Source organism: Flavobacterium sp. (genome assembly GCF_027482425.1).
Lineage (GTDB): Bacteria > Bacteroidota > Bacteroidia > Flavobacteriales > Flavobacteriaceae > Flavobacterium.
Window position 1 is genome coordinate 12,638 of the sequence record NZ_JAIXWA010000036.1, and the last position, 18,118, is coordinate 30,755.

Annotated in this window: 15 protein-coding genes and 1 tRNA gene; 10 read left to right on the top strand and 6 right to left on the bottom strand. The window is 41.7% G+C overall.

Annotated elements, in window-relative coordinates:
• Positions 1–28: 28 nt before the first annotated feature.
• The gene (locus Q0037_RS04410) at positions 29–1,051 is read right to left on the bottom strand and encodes a quinone-dependent dihydroorotate dehydrogenase (RefSeq protein WP_297516012.1); all 1,023 of its coding nucleotides are present in this window, start codon (positions 1,049–1,051) and stop codon (positions 29–31) included.
• A gap of 95 nt (positions 1,052–1,146) precedes the next feature.
• On the opposite strand from Q0037_RS04410, the gene rlmH reads away from it, so the two are divergent.
• Positions 1,147–1,620 (top strand): 23S rRNA (pseudouridine(1915)-N(3))-methyltransferase RlmH, encoded by a 474-nt coding sequence (gene rlmH, locus Q0037_RS04415; RefSeq protein ID WP_297516015.1) that lies wholly within the window; start codon positions 1,147–1,149, stop codon positions 1,618–1,620.
• 11 nt (positions 1,621–1,631) lie between these two features.
• Here rlmH and Q0037_RS04420 read toward each other — a convergent pair whose 3' ends face one another.
• Together Q0037_RS04420 and folP are read right to left on the bottom strand one after the other, a co-directional pair.
• Positions 1,632–2,264 carry a hypothetical protein gene (locus tag Q0037_RS04420; protein ID WP_297516018.1) on the bottom strand — a complete coding sequence of 211 codons (633 nt, stop codon included), beginning with the start codon at positions 2,262–2,264 and terminating at the stop codon, positions 1,632–1,634.
• Positions 2,261–3,082: a dihydropteroate synthase gene (gene folP / locus Q0037_RS04425; protein WP_297516021.1), complete on the bottom strand. Its 822-nt coding sequence runs from the start codon at positions 3,080–3,082 to the stop codon at positions 2,261–2,263. The genes Q0037_RS04420 and folP overlap by 4 nt, the downstream gene beginning before the upstream one ends.
• A 106-nt stretch (positions 3,083–3,188) precedes the next feature.
• Here folP and Q0037_RS04430 point away from each other — a divergent pair, with 106 nt between their 5' ends.
• From Q0037_RS04430 to Q0037_RS04460, 7 genes are all read left to right on the top strand, one after another.
• Positions 3,189–3,731 carry a DUF1599 domain-containing protein gene (locus Q0037_RS04430; RefSeq protein WP_297516024.1) on the top strand — a complete coding sequence of 181 codons (543 nt, stop codon included), beginning with the start codon at positions 3,189–3,191 and terminating at the stop codon, positions 3,729–3,731.
• Between the two features lie 59 nt (positions 3,732–3,790).
• Positions 3,791–4,891 (top strand): MauE/DoxX family redox-associated membrane protein, encoded by a 1,101-nt coding sequence (locus Q0037_RS04435; RefSeq protein ID WP_297516027.1) that lies wholly within the window; start codon positions 3,791–3,793, stop codon positions 4,889–4,891.
• Between the two features lie 3 nt (positions 4,892–4,894).
• Entirely contained in the window at positions 4,895–5,401 is a 507-nt protein-coding gene (locus Q0037_RS04440; protein WP_297516030.1) for a TlpA disulfide reductase family protein, read from the top strand.
• A complete protein-coding gene (gene tpiA / locus Q0037_RS04445; RefSeq protein ID WP_297516033.1) occupies positions 5,401–6,150 on the top strand; it encodes a triose-phosphate isomerase in 750 nt (249 codons plus the stop codon). The genes Q0037_RS04440 and tpiA overlap by 1 nt, the downstream gene beginning before the upstream one ends.
• 312 nt (positions 6,151–6,462) lie before the next feature.
• Positions 6,463–7,362 (top strand): ABC transporter ATP-binding protein, encoded by a 900-nt coding sequence (locus tag Q0037_RS04450; RefSeq protein ID WP_297516036.1) that lies wholly within the window; start codon positions 6,463–6,465, stop codon positions 7,360–7,362.
• A gap of 3 nt (positions 7,363–7,365) precedes the next feature.
• Positions 7,366–8,202 carry an ABC transporter permease gene (locus tag Q0037_RS04455; protein WP_297516039.1) on the top strand — a complete coding sequence of 279 codons (837 nt, stop codon included), beginning with the start codon at positions 7,366–7,368 and terminating at the stop codon, positions 8,200–8,202.
• Between the two features lie 74 nt (positions 8,203–8,276).
• Positions 8,277–13,376: a T9SS type B sorting domain-containing protein gene (locus Q0037_RS04460; protein ID WP_297516041.1), complete on the top strand. Its 5,100-nt coding sequence runs from the start codon at positions 8,277–8,279 to the stop codon at positions 13,374–13,376.
• A 68-nt stretch (positions 13,377–13,444) separates the two neighbouring features.
• On the opposite strand, the gene typA is transcribed toward Q0037_RS04460, so the two are convergent.
• Complete coding sequence (gene typA, locus Q0037_RS04465; RefSeq protein ID WP_297516044.1) at positions 13,445–15,250, bottom strand: translational GTPase TypA; 1,806 nt, start codon at positions 15,248–15,250, stop codon at positions 13,445–13,447.
• A gap of 138 nt (positions 15,251–15,388) precedes the next feature.
• Between typA and Q0037_RS04470 the strand changes: the two genes are divergently transcribed.
• Both Q0037_RS04470 and Q0037_RS04475 read left to right on the top strand, forming a co-directional pair.
• Positions 15,389–17,080, top strand: coding sequence for a PAS domain-containing protein (locus Q0037_RS04470; RefSeq protein ID WP_297516047.1), 1,692 nt, complete (start codon positions 15,389–15,391; stop codon positions 17,078–17,080).
• A gap of 10 nt (positions 17,081–17,090) precedes the next feature.
• Positions 17,091–17,498 carry a response regulator gene (locus Q0037_RS04475; protein WP_297516051.1) on the top strand — a complete coding sequence of 136 codons (408 nt, stop codon included), beginning with the start codon at positions 17,091–17,093 and terminating at the stop codon, positions 17,496–17,498.
• Positions 17,499–17,552: 54 nt separating this feature from the next.
• Here Q0037_RS04475 and rpsT read toward each other — a convergent pair whose 3' ends face one another.
• On the bottom strand, positions 17,553–17,804 hold the full coding sequence (rpsT, locus tag Q0037_RS04480) for a 30S ribosomal protein S20 (protein ID WP_297516053.1): 252 nt from the start codon (positions 17,802–17,804) through the stop codon (positions 17,553–17,555).
• A gap of 155 nt (positions 17,805–17,959) precedes the next feature.
• A tRNA-Glu gene (locus tag Q0037_RS04485) sits at positions 17,960–18,031 on the bottom strand.
• Positions 18,032–18,118 lie beyond the last annotated feature (87 nt).

Here is an 18,118-nt window from a genome sequence, read left to right on the forward strand (position 1 = left end):
AGTAAAGAAAACGTTTTCGTAAAGGAAATTAACGCATCCGTGCTAATAAGGCTTGGTTGATCGCCTTGACCAGAGCTGGTCCCTCGTAAATAAAACCTGTATACAATTGTACCAAACTCGCTCCCGCATCCAATTTGTCTAAGGCATCTTGAGCCGAATGAATTCCTCCTACCCCAATAATTGGGAATGAACCATTGCTTTTTTCATGTAAAAAACGAATCACTTCAGTAGCGCGTTGGGTTAAAGGTTTTCCGGAGAGTCCGCCCATCTCCGACTTATTCGGCGAATACAAGCCCTCACGAGACAAAGTCGTGTTGGTAGCAATCACCCCAGCAATATGGGTATCTTGAACAATTTCGATAACATCCAACAACTGCTCGTTGGTCAAATCGGGTGCAATTTTTAAAAGAATCGGCTTGGGCAACGGACGCTTTTGATTTTCCGCTTGCAAGGTCGCCAGAAGTTCGGTCAACGGTTTTTTATCTTGAAGTTCCCGTAAATTGGGCGTATTGGGTGAACTCACATTCACCACAAAATAATCCACATACGGAAATAAGGTCTCAAAACAGATTTTGTAATCGGAAACCGCCTCTTCATTGGGGGTCACTTTATTTTTCCCAATATTCCCCCCTATAAGCACGCCTTTGTTTTTCTTCAAACGTGCTACAGCCTCCTGCACACCGCCGTTATTGAATCCCATTCGGTTGATAATGGCTTCGTCTTCCCGCAAACGAAACAATCGTTTTTTGGGATTCCCCTCTTGTCCCACTGGCGTCAGTGTCCCAATTTCGATAAACCCAAACCCAAAGTCGGACAATTCATTAAACAACTTTGCATCTTTATCAAAACCTGCGGCAAGTCCCACTGGATTTTTGAACTTCAATCCAAACACTTCCCGTTCGAGGCGGGGGTCATTGACTTGATAAAGCGCGCGGCAAAGTCGGGAAAAACCGGGAAGAGTCTCGAGTATTTTTATCCATTTAAAGGTAAAATGGTGAACGTTTTCGGGGTCGAAACGGAAGAGTATCGGACGAATAAGAATGCGGTACATGGTTGTGTTGTTGTGTGGCACAAAGATACAATTCGATTTGAACTTTTCAGGCACCCTTAGAATTTTCCCTATTTTTGTGTTGAAAAAAACAAGGAATGAACATCAAACTTTTGGCCGTAGGAAAAACCGACAACAAGCAATTACAGCAATTGATGGAAGACTATCAAAAGCGGCTATCGTTTTACATTAAGTTTGAGTTGGAAATTTTACCCGATATCAAAAATGCCAAAAACTTATCCGAAGCCCAACAAAAAGAGAAAGAAGGCGAATTAATTTTGTCAAAAGTCGGCCCCGGAGAAGCGTTAATCCTTTTGGATGAAAACGGAAAAACCTTTACGAGTGTGGGGTTTGCTGATTATTTACAAAAAAAGATGAATGCCGGACTCAAAACACTCGTTTTTGTGATTGGCGGACCCTATGGTTTTAGTGAAACGGTCTATCAAAAAGCCATGGGCAAAGTATCTCTTTCATCCATGACTTTTTCCCATCAAATGGTGCGGTTGTTCTTTATTGAGCAGTTGTACCGTGGCTTTACGATTTTGAAAGGAGAGCCGTATCATCATCAGTAATTATAATTATCCTAATTAAAATAATCCTCCGAAAACCAATGTACTCCCAAGGCAGGCATTTTCCATTGCTGTACGGCAATTCGAAACTTCATATAAGCGCCATAGGTCATATCGCCATCAAATTGAAACTGCGGTTGAATCGGCTTATCCGAAGGAAGTTGCGCTAAGAATGTCGGAATATCTTCAATAGCCACTGATTGCTTAAGGATGCTTACTGTACCTTCTTTTGAAACGTTAACTGCAATGCCATAAGGATATTTTCCGATTGTGAATTTTATACGTTGCCCATTTAAAAAAGCCAAACGACGTGCTTTAATATCAGAATAGGAAAAGTATTTTTGGGCTACTTCATTCTTATGCGGACTCGCCGCTTTCTTTTTTAAAACCAAATTAACTTCAGGAATCACCAAACGCATCGGTAACCGCTTGTCGATGTTGAAAATGTAATTCGTGGAAGTAATCGTATTATTTCGATTTAATTCGGCTAGGGTATCCTTCCCTTTTTGATCAAAAAAAAGATACACCGGCGACCAATTATCGACCTTTTCAACCACCGTTACATTCGCTTCAGGCAAAAGAACTTCCTTTTTTGCGCAAGAGGTTAAAAGGACCAAAAGCCCCCAAAGGAGTATACTTTTTCTCATTGAAATTGTTGTAAAAGTTGAATACATTCCACCGCCTCCTTCACATCATGAACCCGAAGTATATGCGCTCCTTTTTGCAAGGCAACGGTATGCAACACGGTGGTGCCGTTAAGCGCTTCTTGCGGGGTGGATTTTAAGACTTTATAAATCATTGATTTTCGGGAAACGCCTAGGAGTATAGGAACTTTATGAAATTGAAACAATTCCAACCGTTGCAATACTGTATAATTCTGTTCCAACGTTTTGGCAAAACCAAATCCTGGATCGATGAGCACATCATTAATGTTTAATGCCCTTGCGGCAGCGATGCGTTCTGAAAAATAGTGTTGCATTTCCTTTACGATATTCTCATAATCAGTGAATGTCGTCATGGTTTGCGGCGTACCGCGCATATGCATCATAATGTAAGGCACTTGCAATCGCGCTACGGTGGGGAGCATTTGAGCATCCAACAGCCCGGCAGAAATATCATTAATCATGCACGCACCCGCATTAACGGCAGCTTCGGCTACACTGCTGCGAAAGGTATCTATGGAAATGAGAATATCGGGAAAATGTTGTATCAAGTTTTCAATAATGGGTACGACCCGTTGGCGTTCCTCTTCCTCAGAAACAGACGAAGCATTGGGGCGACTGGAATATCCTCCAATATCGATAATCGTAGCGCCTTCCGCCAGCATTTGTTGCACTTGTGCTACCACTTGTTCTGGATGTTGCAACTTTCCTCCGTCGTAAAACGAATCGGGAGTAAGATTGACAATTCCCATTACTTTGGGCGTTGATAGATCAAGCAATTGGCCTCGGCATTGTAGCATCATACGTGGTAAAATAGGAAAACGATTTCGGTGAAAAACAGAGTGTACCTTGGGTTGTTTTGGTCGAATTCGTTACATTTGAAAAAATTTCAAACAAAGATACGAGTTAATGCGAAATACAGCTCAAGAATACGATAAGGTCATCGGCATCTGCCGTGATTTGTTTGTGAAAAAAATGACCGATTACGGCAGTGCCTGGCGTATTTTACGATTACCATCCCTCACCGATCAAATCTTTATCAAAGCGCAACGCATTCGAAGTTTACAAGAAAATGAAGTGCGTAAAGTCGATGAAGACGAAACTGGAGAATTTATCGGTATCATCAACTACTGTTTGATGGCTTTGATTCAGTTGGATTTGGGCGTAGTCGACCAACCCGATATGGATACGGCTACCGCGGCGCGCTATTACGACGAAAAAGTGGCCCTCACCAAAGCCTTAATGGAAGCCAAAAACCATGACTACGGCGAGGCGTGGCGCGACATGCGCGTAAGCAGTTTGACGGATTTGATTTTACAAAAGTTATTGCGCGTCAAGCAAATCGAAGACAATCAAGGAAAAACATTGGTTTCGGAAGGCATTGATGCCAACTACCAAGACATGATCAATTACTCGGTTTTTGCCTTGATATTGATGCGCTTCGGGCAATAACAAATCGTTAACATCCCCCATACGTTTGGGGTATTACCTTTGTCAAAAAAGTAATTTATATGAAAAATAACTCTACCACCATCGCGTGGGGCTTGCGCATTGTTGTCGCCGTATTGTTTATCGTTTCGGCCATTGCCAAATTATACCCTTCCCCCTATTTTGCAATTTCAACTTTTGAGGTAAAACAATTGTATCCGATGGGATTTAGTGACGGTGTGGCCCCTTTCTTTTCCCGTATTTTAATCGGAATTGAGATGGCATTGGGCATTTTGTTATTGCAAAACCATTGGTTAAAACGCTTTATTATCCCAGCCACGATAGCGCTCTTGGTGGTATTCATCGGCCATTTGAGTTATGAAACCTTTATCAGTGGAAACTCGGGCAATTGTGGTTGTTTTGGGGAATTGATTCCGATGACCCCTGTGGAGGCGATTATAAAAAACGTTATCGCTGTTGGACTTCTTATTTACCTCAACCGATTGCTACCGAAAGGGTCGGATGCACCTAACTTTTGGGTGTTAACTACAGTACTTTTTGCTTCCATTCTCGGTATTTTTATGATGGCACCGATTCAACCGCCAGCCCCTGAAATCACGGTGAGTCAACCCACCGCACTACCACAAGACACCACCGCAGTGGTTATGAATACACCCGATACGCTTGCGACCAAAGTTGCCAACCCCAAAAAAGATACGCTACGTTTGAAAACAAAAGTGGTCGAAGCGCCTAAAGAGCCAAAAAAAGCAAGCTCAGGGTATGCTAACATGTTTCCAAGTATTGATCAAGGAAAAAAGATACTCTGCTACTTTGTGCCCGGTTGCGACCATTGTCGAGAGGCTGCCAAAGAATTAACCCAAATGCGAAAAACGAATTCAAATATGCCCCCAATATCGATTATCTTTATGAATGAAGAAGCCGATTTGATACCGAAGTTTTTTGAAGAAACGGGCGCTACCTATCCCTATCAAATCATCGAAATTATTCCATTTTGGAATCAATTGGGCCGTGGCAAAGATACCCCTGGGGTGAAATACCTTTGGAATGGGAACGAAGTGAAATATTGGTGGGGTATTGACAGCCAACAATTTAAACCGGCCGAATTGCAAACCGTGTTGAAAAAAAGCTATGAAGAATTAAAAAAATCCAATCCTAAGTTATAACGTATGAAAAAAATAATCCCTTTTACGGTGATTTTACTCTCCCTCGTCTCTTGTGCACAAAGCACCCCTCCCACCCAATTTTCGGAGGCTACAAAACAAGAAAAAGTAACCGATTTACAAGGCCAAGAATTATCTTTTGGAGACTTACTCAAACGCCACCGTGGGAAAATTACGGTCATTGAAATCTGGGCGTCTTGGTGCGGCGACTGTGTCAAAGCCATGCCCAAAGTCAAAGAAATGCAAGCGGCACATCCTGAAGTTGATTATGTATTTATCTCGATGGATAAAGGGTTTGACAAATGGAAAGCGGGGATTGAAAAGCACCAACTCACGGGCGATCAATATTGGGTGAACGATGAAAAAGGCATGAAAGGAAGTTTCGGAAAATCCATTGATTTGGACTGGATTCCGCGCTATATCGTTTTGGATGCGCAAGGAAATATTGTGACCTATCGGGCGATTGAAACCGATTTTGAAAAATTGAATGCTACTTTAAAATCTTTAGAATAATGAGAAGAAAAATTGTTGCCGGCAACTGGAAAATGCACAAAAATGCCGAAGAAACGGAAGATTTCTTAAATGAATTAATTGCAGCGCTTCCGGACGATATTGAGGCAGAGGTGGTTGTGGCGCCAACCTTTGTGAATTTAGCTTCGGCGGCCGATCATGTTGAATTTACACCGATTACGGTAGCTGCACAAAATATGCACCAAGCGGAAAGCGGTGCCTTTACCGGCGAAATCTCGGCAGGAATGTTAAAAAGCATTGGGGTGAATACGGTGATCCTTGGGCATTCGGAGCGTCGTGCTTACTTCAACGAAACGGATGCCGCCTTGGCCAACAAAGTAGATACAGCCTTAAAACACGACATGACCGTGATTTTTTGTTTTGGAGAAGAATTGAAAGACCGTCAAAACGGACAGCATTTTAACGTCGTTGAAAATCAGTTACGCGATGGATTGTTCCATATTGAGGATAAAGACTGGGCACAGATTGTTTTGGCTTACGAACCCGTTTGGGCGATTGGCACAGGAGAAACGGCTACCCCAGACCAAGCACAAGAAATGCATGAATTCATTCGCAACACCCTACGTTCACGCTATCCCCAAGTGGCCGAAGACGTTTCGATTTTGTATGGCGGCAGTGTAAAACCCGACAATGCACGTGAAATTTTCTCCAAACCCGACGTGGATGGGGGTTTGATTGGTGGAGCGGCTTTGAAAGTAGCCGATTTTGTAGCGATTGTAGCAGCGATTTAGCCCTCTAACCCCGAAGGGGGAAAAAGTTACTGAGCCGCTGAGCTCCTGAGCTTCTGAGCTAAGCTATTAAAATATGTACGAACGAAACTCCCGATTTTTTAATCGGGAGTTTTTTTGCACTACGGATAGAGGCCTTGGGGAGCTCGGCCGGGGCGTGAGCCCAAGGCCAGCGACGGCCGAAAGCCGGACCCCGACCGGAAAAGTACTTTTGAAAAAGGGACTGGATTCGGGGGAGTGCCCAAAAAAACAAAAAGCGTTGGTAACAAACCGTTTGTTGTTTCGTCTAAAACATAAACCTAACTTTTTATACGCTTGGAAACAATACTATCGATTCGGAATTTAAACAAACGATTTGGCCGCGTGCATGCGGTGAACGATTTGTCATTGGACATTCAAAAAGGCAATGTTTACGGGATATTGGGTCCGAATGGGTCCGGAAAATCAACTACTTTGGGTATCGTGTTGAATGTAGTGAACCGCACCTCGGGCGACTATGCTTGGTTTGATGGAAAATTGCCTACCCATGAAGCTTTGAAGAAAGTGGGCGCCATCATTGAGCGTCCCAATTTTTACCCCTACATGTCGGCGCAGCAAAACTTGGAGTTGGTGTGTAAAATCAAAGGCATCGGATACCACAAAGTGCAAGAGAAATTGGAACTTGTAGGCTTGTGGGAGCGCAAAGACAGTAAATTTCGCACCTTTTCGTTGGGAATGAAACAGCGGTTGGCGATTGCTTCGGCCTTGTTGAATGACCCTGAGATTTTGATTTTGGACGAACCGACGAATGGTTTAGATCCGCAGGGTATTCGCCAGATTCGCGATATTATTCAGTTGATTGCTTCGCAAGGAACGACCATTTTACTGGCTTCCCACTTGTTGGATGAAGTGGAAAAAGTGTGTTCGCACGTTTTGGTTTTGCAATATGGAAAAGTGTTGTATTCGGGTACGGTTGCGGGTATGGGATCGCATCAGAGTTACTGGGAATTACGCGCAGCATCGCTTGAGGCGCTGCAAATGGCATTGGCACAATATCCCGATTTGAGTTCGATTACCCTAGAACATGACACCGTAGTGGTTCAGGCGAAAAGTGGCTTGGATGCAGGTTTGTTGAATAAATTTTTGAGTGAGCGCGGGATTTATGTGTATCACTTGATGGAACGCAAACGCTCGTTGGAACAGCAATTTTTAACCCTAACCGAAACAAAATCCTAAGATATGAAACGTTTATTAGCCATAGAATTACAGAAAATTTGGTTGAATCGCGCGAGTCGCATTTTGACCCTGACCTATTTTGGAATTTTGAGTTTGATTGCATTGATTGCCTCGATTGAGTTTGATTTGGGTCCGTTCCACTTTGATGCTGCTGAGCAAGGCATTTTTAACTTCCCTTACATTTGGCATTTGAACAGTTATATTGGGGCCTTACCGAAGATTTTTTTGGCTTTGGTGATTGTTTCAATGATGGCCAATGAATACACCTACGGTACTTTAAAACAGAACTTGATTGACGGCATGAGTAAGAAAGAGTTTGTATTGTCTAAATTTCTTACTGTCTTGGTTTTTTCAGGTCTTTCGACGTTATTTATTTTTGTGATTTCACTGCTTTTGGGATTGATGTATTCGACCTATGACGAGGTAGGGATTATTTTTTCGGAGATGGATTATTTATTCGCCTTTTTTGTCAAACTTACTGGATTTTTTAGCTTTTGTTTGTTCCTTGGCGTATTGATTAAACGGTCGGCTTTTGCAATTGGATTTTTGTTTGTTTGGTATTTGATCGAAAATATTGGTTTCTTGATTTTTGGAAAATTAATTGTCAATGACTTTGAATTGGCGCGCAGTATTTTCCGATACATGCCTTTGGAGGCGATGTCGGGTGTATTGATTGAACCGTTCACCAAATTGGACATGATTCAAGCCGTTGGAAATCAGGTGGGTGTGCTTGAAATCAAAGACTACGCCGTAGATTACGGTTTGGTAGCGGTTGTATTGGTTTGGACGGCACTTTTCGTGTGGGGTTCGTATGCCATGATTCAAAAAAGAGATTTGTAAGCAACGAGTGTTAAAATCGTCAAAAAATAAATAGTATACACGCCTAATAGCGGGGTATTGTTTATTTTTGGGCTATGAATTCAAAATTTTTAACGAGCCTAGTAACGCTATTAATTTCAGCAATTTGTTTCGCTCAATTTAGTAAAACACATTACATTCCACCGATCTCCAATTCGCAAAACATGCCTATTGGGCCTAAGTTTTTATACATCTCAACGCCGAGCATTACACCTATTCAATTCACCATCAAACAATTGGGTAGTATAAACATTACAGGGACGGTTTCCCGGGATGTGCCCTATGTATTTGATACGGAGAGCAGTGGAGGTCCGTTTCAGTTTGTCGTTGATCAATCGGCGGCAAATACAATTTTACAAGATGCGGGTTACATTATCGAAGCGGAGGATTTGATTTCGGTTTCGGGTCGTATCGTGGATGCCTCAGGGAACCAAGCCGGTTGTGTAGTCTCCAAAGGGATGGCCGCCTTGGGTACCCAATTTCGCATTGGCGGGATGACCAACTTACTTGTTAATAATTACTTTGAATTGCATTACACTTTTGTGAGTGTGATGGCTACCGAAAATAATACGACTGTTACCTTTAGTGATATTGGACCTGGCGCTCAACTGGTGAATAGCACTGGAAATACGCCACCTCCCGTTTTACTTAACAGTGGCGAAACCTTTATCATAGCCGTTCAGGGTCCGTTGGCGGCCAATCGCGATGCGCTCATTGGATCACTAGTAAGTGCTGACAAACCCATTGCCGTGAATTGCGGATCTATTGGAGGAACCAATGGCCAAATGTCGAATATCGATACGGGCTTTGACCAAATTGTTTCCGTAGAGCGAACAGGAAAAGACTACATTTTCATCAAGAGTACAGGAATGGACAATGTGGAGCGCGTGTTATTGATTGCGCACGAAAACAACACGTCCATTTTTCTCAATGGAAATGCAACCCCCAGCTATCAATTAAATGCGGGTGATTACGTTCAACTTACGGGTGCCGATTACAATGTCAATGGGAATTTGTATGTACGCTCTGATAAAAATATTTTTGCGTACCAAGCGGTAGGTGACGGTTCTACGAACAATCAGGCTAATCAAGAAATGTTTTTTGTACCGCCTTTGAGTTGTCAAACCCCAAAATCTATTGATAACATTCCTTTTATTGAAAAAGTCGGCAATCGAAATTTCAACGGACGCGTGACGATCATAACCAAAACGGGTTCAACGCTCAATTTTATTATCAATACGGTACCCTACACCCTAGCTGGATTAGCAGGCGCCTTTGGAGTAAGTGGTCCCTTTGCAGTTATTGGAAATCCTGACTATGAATGTTATATCATCACAGGATTAACAGGTAATGTCTCCGTTTTTTCAACCACCGAACTGTATTTAGCCGCTTATGGAAGTGATGGTGCTGCTACATTTGGAGGCTATTACTCAGGATTTGTATTTAAACCTGAAGTAGTTTTTCAAGAAGTAGATGTTAGCTTAACGAATTGTATCCCCAACGTATCGCTGAATGTCAATGCACAGAGTGGATTTGATACCTACCAATGGTATTTTAACAATGTGCCCATTACCGGTGCAACGACCAACAGTTACTCTCCGACACTACCTGGATATTACAAAGTGAAGGCCGCTCTGGCTACTTGTGGTATTGAAATTTTCTCGGACGAATTCCCTGTCAGTACCTGTCCTAATGATTTGGATGGAGATTTAGTCAACGACAACATTGATGTGGATATGGACAACGACGGGATCGCCAATTGTACCGAATCGTATGGCAACCAGTATTTGAATTTACAAAATCCAAGCACAGGAACGCTGACTGTAGGAGCTTTTAGCCGACCCTATACAGGAACCGTAAGTACGTCTACGACGGCCAGTACGCTTCCGTTTACTTCGGCCAATGATGGCACTATTGTTACGGATGTTCCGCCAGGAAAAACGAATTGGGTGAAATACCAAGTCAATTTCGCACAACCCATCAGTTTGGGATTAGAATACGCTGCTGTGGCCAATACCACGGATTTAATCAATGACAAAGGCGAATACATTATTACCTGTCCTATCAACCAGACCATCACAGTAGACAATCCCGATGATCAATTGTTGATTGATACAAATTACGACGGTTTTTTTGAAAGTGGTGTAACGCGATTTTCTTCCTTTGAAATTCGTTTTCGATTAAATAGCGCTGTTCCATTGGCAGCGGGAAGTGGTACGTTTAAATTTCAAACCTATTTGACGACCTCATTAGCAATTCAGCACAAAAATTTGGTCGATGATGCGCCCAATCGCGCCACATTTCGCTTTTATGCCGTATGCGTCCCCAAAGACAGTGATGCCGACGGTGTCGCTGATGCACTAGACATCGATTCGGATAATGATGGAATTATAGACTTGGTGGAATCGCAAGGACCAACGTTTGTGGCACTTTCTGGAAATGACGCCAACAATGACGGTTTGGATGATATTTTTGGCCCTTCATATGTGCCCAACGACTTTGATGGCGATGGTGTTTTTAATTATTTGGATTTGGATTCAGATAATGATGGAATTTACGATATCACGGAAGCTCAGAGTGGAGCTTTGGATACCAATCTTGATGGAATTATCGATGCGATTCAGGTGGGAAGCAATGGATTACATAACGGTTTAGAAAACCCCCTAGATTCAGGAACGTTGAATTACACATTAGCCGACACCGATGCCGATGGTATTTTTAATTACGTCACTTTGGATGCCGATAACGATTTGTGCGCGGATGTGATTGAGGCTGGTTTTCCCGATCCGGATGCCAATGGTATTTTGGGAACGGGCAGTATCTCGGTGAATGCCAATGGAGTGGTTACTGGCGCTGGAGGGTATACACCACCAAATCCGAATTACAGTATCAGTGCTCCGATCAGTATCACTACAGCGCCCCAAGATGTTACGGTGTGCGAATTGCAAAACGCGGTCTTTACTGTTGTACCTGCCACACCAGTCGATAGTTATCAATGGCAAGTTTCTACCGATAACGGTTCGACTTGGACGTCTTTAACCAATGGTCCGAATTACACGGGAGTGACCTCCAATACACTGACAGCCGTTTCAGTGTCTCCAGCTATGGTGGGCTATCGCTATCGGGTGGTACTTAACCGAAATGGCAACAGCTGTGGACTTAATTCGTTAAGTGCTGTGTTGACAACGTATGCACTACCTGTGGTCACCACACCGCTTACCTTGGTCCAATGTGACAACGACACTGACGGTATTTCGAGTTTCAACCTAACGCAAAAAAACAATCAAATTTCGGCCAATGCCGCCAACGAGACGTTTACCTATTTCACCTCGCAAATTGGAGCCGAAACAAATGATGTATCGCAACAAATTTCAAGCGTTACCGCTTACACAACTACCAATACTTCCGTATGGGTTCGCGTCGAAAATGCCAATCAATGTTTCCGCGTAGCCCGTTTGAATCTCATTGTTTCAGCCACCCAAATCCCCGCTGGAACGAGTTGGCAATTTACCCAATGTGATTTTTATGTAAGTCCCCAAGATACCGACACCGATGGTATTGCGACCTTTAATTTTAGTAGTGTTACGGCGCAAATTCAAGCATTATTACCCAATACGGCAACGTATACGATTTCGTATTACAAAAACGAAGCCGATGCCTTGGCCGAAAATGATAGTAATGGAAATTCTTTAGCTATTCCTAATCCTGCCAGTTATGCCAATATCGGGTATCCCAACACACAACAGATTTGGATTCGCGTCGACAGTAACGTTGATAATGCTTGTTTTGGATTGGGTCCTTACATCACGCTAACGGTACAAGCATTACCATCAATTTTCCCCTTGGGCAATGGCAATGTAATTCGTTCTTGTGATGATGACCAAGATGGTAGTTTTACATTCAATACCGCTACATTAGAAAGTAGCCTTTTACAAGGGCAAACGGGTGTTGTTATCGAATATTTTGCTGGAAATGGAACGCCAATTTCTGCTCCGTTTCCGTCAACTTACACGGTAACGGGTACCGAAACGATTCAAATTAAGGTTTCCAATGCCAATAGTACTCCTGTTGATGGGCCTTGTTTCCGGACCACCACGGTAACTTTTATTGTGGATGATTTGCCTGAATTGTTTGCGGTAGCACCCAATCGATTTGAAGTTTGTGATGATGAAACCGATCCCGCGCTTCAAAACGGCACGGTGGCTTTTGACACTACTTCGCTCACGCAAGATTTAATTCAGGGGCAAACCGGATTTACATTAACCTTTACCTTGGCCAATGGCACGGTATACGCCAATCAACTGCCAAATCCGTTTGTTAGCGGGACACAGACTGTTTTGGTTACCTTAACCAATCCGATTAACACAAGCTGTTCGGCTACATATCCCCTATCGTTTGTGGTGCATCCAAGACCTTTAATCGATATCAATGCCCAAGGATGGGAGGACACCTTGATTTGTTCCAATCTGCCTTTTTTCACGGCAACACTAACAGCCGATGTGGCTCAAAACAATTTGATTCCTACCTACACCTACCAATGGTATTTTGAAGGAACACTCATTCCGGGTGCTACCCAATATAGCCTTACTGTGAATCAGGAGGGCACTTACAGTGTAGAAGTTACCAATCCGCAAGGGTGTACTGCTATTCGTGTCGTTGAAGTGAACACCTCTGTTATTGCAACTATAGATTCGGTAACCGTCGTCGATTTGGTAGATAACAATACCATCACGGTAAATGTTTCTGGTAATGGCGATTATGTGTATAGTATTGATGAATCATATGGCCCGTATCAAACTTCAAATGTTTTCACTCAAGTCCCCATGGGCGTGCATACGGTATATGTAAAAGACTTAAATGGGTGTGGTATTGCTTCCTATTTGGTGACCGTTTTGGGGATACCAGCGTATTTTACACCCAATGGAGATGGATTCAATGATACGTGGAATATTCGTGGCGTGACGAACACTTTCTATCCTAATACTCAAATTTTTATCTACGACCGGTATGGTAAATTATTGAAACAAATCGGTGCGTTGGGTACGGGTTGGGACGGCACTTATAATGGAGCGGTAATGCCCGGTGATGATTACTGGTATGTTATACAACTCGAAGACGGTCGTATTGTTAAAGGAAATTTTGCTTTAAAGCGTTAGTCCTAAAAGCATAAAATAAAAAAGCCATCAACGAAATGATTGATGGCTTTTTTTCTAAGAGTTACGTGTTAGACTATAGCATTTTTGAAACGCTTACGGTCATTTTCACTCAATAATATTTTACGCAAACGAATGGACTTTGGCGTTACTTCTACATACTCATCTTTTTGAATATATTCTAAAGCTTCTTCAAGGGTAAACTTAATAGCGGGAACGATACGCGTTTTATCATCAGCACCTGCGGAACGGAAGTTGGTTAATTGTTTGGTTTTGGTAATATTAATGACCAAATCATCCGCACGTGAGTTTTCACCCACCACTTGTCCTTCGTAGATATCTTCGTTGGGATCTACAAAAAACTTGCCACGATCTTGCAATTTATTTATAGAATACGGAATGGCTTTTCCATTTTCCATAGAAATCAATGAACCGTTGATACGACCCGAAATGTCTCCTTTTAACGGCTCATACCCAATAAAACGGTGCGCCATAATCGCTTCTCCCGCGGTTGCCGTCAACAATTGATTACGCAACCCGATGATGCCACGCGATGGAATATTAAATTTGATAATCATACGCTCACCTCGGGGTTCCATGCTTAACATTTCGCCTTTGCGAACAGTAACAAATTCAACCGCTTTACCCGAAACATTTTCAGGTAAGTCAATGGTCAATTCTTCAATAGGCTCACATTTTTGACCATCAATTTCTTTGATAATAACTTGAGGTTGACCGATTTGCAACTCATACCCTTCGCGACGCATGGTTTCGATCAATACCGACAAGTGCAATACACCTCGGCCGAATACCATAAATTTATCTGCCGAATCGGTTTCACTAACGCGTAATGCCAAGTTTTTCTCTAACTCTTTGGTCAAACGATCTTTGATATGACGTGAAGTGACGAATTTCCCCTCTTTTCCGAAGAAAGGGGAGTCGTTGATGGTAAACAACATACTCATCGTGGGTTCGTCAATCGCAATACTTTTCAAGGCTTCTGGATTTTCAAAATCAGCAATGGTATCCCCGATTTCAAATCCTTCAATACCCACTAAGGCACAAATATCCCCCGCGTGAACTTCAGCCACTTTTTTACGACCCAAACCTTCAAAAGTGTGAAGTTCCTTGATTTTGGATTTGGTGATAGAACCGTCTCTTTTCACTAATGAAACGGGCATATTTTCACGCAAGGTTCCGCGCTCTAATCGACCGATGGCAATACGACCTGTAAACGAAGAAAAATCCAACGAAGTAACCAACATTTGAGGTGTTCCTTCTGAAACTTTGGGATCAGGAACATGATTCACCACCATATCCAATAAAGGTTCGATAGACGTCGTAACGTTTTGCCAGTCTTCGGACATCCAATTATTTTTGGCTGAACCATAAACGGTTGGGAAATCCAACTGCCATTCTTCAGCACCTAATTCAAACATTAAGTCGAAAACTTTTTCATGCACTTCTTCAGGCGTACAGTTTTCTTTATCCACTTTGTTGATCACCACACAAGGTTTTAACCCTAAGTCGATGGCTTTTTGCAATACGAAACGCGTTTGGGGCATCGGACCTTCAAAAGCATCGACCAACAAACAAACGCCATCTGCCATATTCAATACCCGTTCTACTTCCCCACCAAAGTCGGCGTGTCCTGGCGTATCGATAATGTTAATTTTGGTTCCTTTGTATACGACCGAAACGTTTTTGGAGGTAATAGTAATGCCGCGTTCGCGTTCTAAATCATTATTGTCCAAAATTAAATCGCCGGTATTTTCGTTTTCGCGAAACAACTGGCAGTGGTACATAATCTTATCAACCAGAGTGGTTTTCCCGTGGTCAACGTGGGCAATAATGGCAATATTTCGTATTGATTCCATGTGTTTTTTTTGAAGGCGCAAAGGTAGTTTTTATTTTCTGAATTTAGGCATCCTTAAGCTAATAGTTTTTTAGACAACTCGAAGTGAATTAATACTACAACATGTTTTTTATCCTGATTTTTTGTTATTTTTGGAATAATGAAACACACCAGCCTTCGTTTTTTTCTTCCAGTATTCCTCACCTTGTTTGCCTTGATATTTGCAGGGATGATCGTGGTCACCCAATGGAACAATCCAACATGGCAATTGGGAATCGGATTGAGTTTGGCGTTGGGAATTGCCCTTTTTACAACCTACTTTTTAGCCCAAAAAATAGGAACTACTGAGCGCTATATGGCGCAATTTGAATCTGAATTCTCGGAATTATCCATTTCCAACGAACGTTTTGAAATTGTTTCCAAAGCCACGAGCGATACGATTTGGGACTGGGATGTTAAAACCAACAGTTTTATTTGGAACAAAGGAATTCAGGTAGTTTTTGGATATAAAAAAGAACACGTTGGCGATAATTTACAGTGGTGGTTTGACAAAATACACCCGGAAGACAGTTTAAAAATTTCCGTAAAATTGTATTCGTATATCGCTCAACGTTCGGACAAATGGCAAGATGAATACCGATTTATGGCTGCCGATGGGCAATATCGCTATGTCTATGACCGGGGTTTTTTGGTAAAAGACGAAGAAGGCAATGTGGTGCGAATGATTGGTGCCATGCAGGACGTTACCAGACAAAAAGAAGAAGAACAACGATTGCGTTTATTGGAAACGGTGATTATCCAAAACCGCGATACCGTTTTGATTACGGCTGTGGGAGCATCTGAAAATGCCGAAGATCAAATCGTATATGTCAATCCTGCTTTCGAGAAAATGACAGGATACAACCAAACGGAAGTTTTACACCAATCCGCTACCTTCTTTTTCAAACGTATTCAAAATAAAAGGGATGTCAAAAAAATTGCCGATGCCTTAAAAAAGAAAGAAGCCTTTACTTTGGAAACCCTCACCAAACGCAAGGACAACACTAACTATTGGGTGAATTTAAGTTTGATTCCCATCACCAATCATGAAAATCAACACACGCATTGGATTTCCATTCAGCGTGACATAACCGAAGAAAAAGAGCAAGAAAAAGAACGCGAACAGTTGATTAAAGAATTGACACAAAACAACTCCGACTTAAAACAATTCTCCTATATTACTTCACACAATTTACGAGCACCTCTTTCCAACTTGACGGGGCTATTGAATTTGTTGGAGGATATTGAAATTGAGGATTATGAATTAAAAGAAATTCTTCAAGGATATAGCAAATCAACACAACAGCTGAACGACACCGTCAATGATTTGGTAAATATCATCATTATCAAAGATAGTTTAGCCATTGATAAAGAGGCGATTGTTATCCGTGATGTGTTTGAAAATATCTTTAACCAACTCAGCTTTTTAATCAGTAACTTAAATCCAATCATTAAACTGGATGTCGACAAAGTAAATACCTTATTCTTAAATCGTTCGTATTTTGAAAGTATTTTACTAAATTTGACTACGAATGCACTCCGCTATAGCGATCCTTCCCGTCAATTGAAAATTTTGGTGGCAGCCAAAAATTTAGGCACTGAAACACAAATTATATTCAAAGACAACGGTTTGGGTATTGATCTCAAACGCCATCGCGATAAAGTTTTTGGATTATACCAACGTTTTCATGACAATCCCGACAGTAAAGGTTTAGGCTTGTATTTGGTCAAATCACAAGTAGAATCCATGGGAGGAAGTATCACTTTAGATAGTGAGGTAGGCGTAGGAACAACATTCACGATTACCTTTTAAAACAATTAAAATGTACAAAAAGATCCTTTGTGTAGACGATGATCCCATTACATTAATGTTATGTAAAAAAGTCATTCAAAAGTCTGAATTTTCCGAAACCATTGAGATTGGCCACAATGGTGAGGATGCTTTAAAATATTTAGACTCTTTTATACAAGACAGTGTAATTTCGAATGGCGATTTACCCGAACTTCTTTTTTTGGATTTAAACATGCCTGTTATGGGCGGTTGGGAATTTTTGGACATCATTACGGAACGACGTTACAACGAAATTTTCCCTCAACTAAAAGTGATTGTCCTCTCCTCTACTATTGATCCGAAAGACATCGAAAAGTCGAAATCTTACCCAATGGTTTTGAACTTTTTATCCAAACCGATTACCCGGGAAATGCTAGAGGACTTAAAGCAGAACACATAATACAAAAAAGCCTCCTGTTTGGAGGCTTTTTTTCATACTATACTATAAAATAGATTACAGTTTGTTTACGTGTTTCGTTAACTTCGACTTCAAGTTAGAAGCTTTGTTATCGTGAATGATGTTTTTCTTAGCTAACTTATCAATCATAGAAATAACACTTGCCAATTTGGCTGCTGCATCTGATTTATCCGTAGACATACGCAACGCTTTTACTGCATTACGTGTTGTTTTGTGTTGATAACGGTTTAAAACTCTTCGTTTCTCGTTACTTCTAATTCTCTTTAGCGCTGACTTGTGATTTGCCATTGTTTTGTAATTTAATTGTAATAATTATTTATAACTATTAGTTAAAAAAGAAAAACCTCCCACAATTACTCGGTAATCACTTTGGTTTTAACTAATAAAACAACGATTTGAGACACAAAACCCTTGTTTTACAAAACTAATTTACAACTAATTTGTAGCCCGTAGGGGAATCGAACCCCTCTTGCAAGAATGAAAATCTTGAGTCCTAACCGATAGACGAACGGGCCATTTGAGTAACAGTAACACTAAATGTTACTCTAAACTTGTTTTTTTTGTAGCCCGTAGGGGAATCGAACCCCTCTTGCAAGAATGAA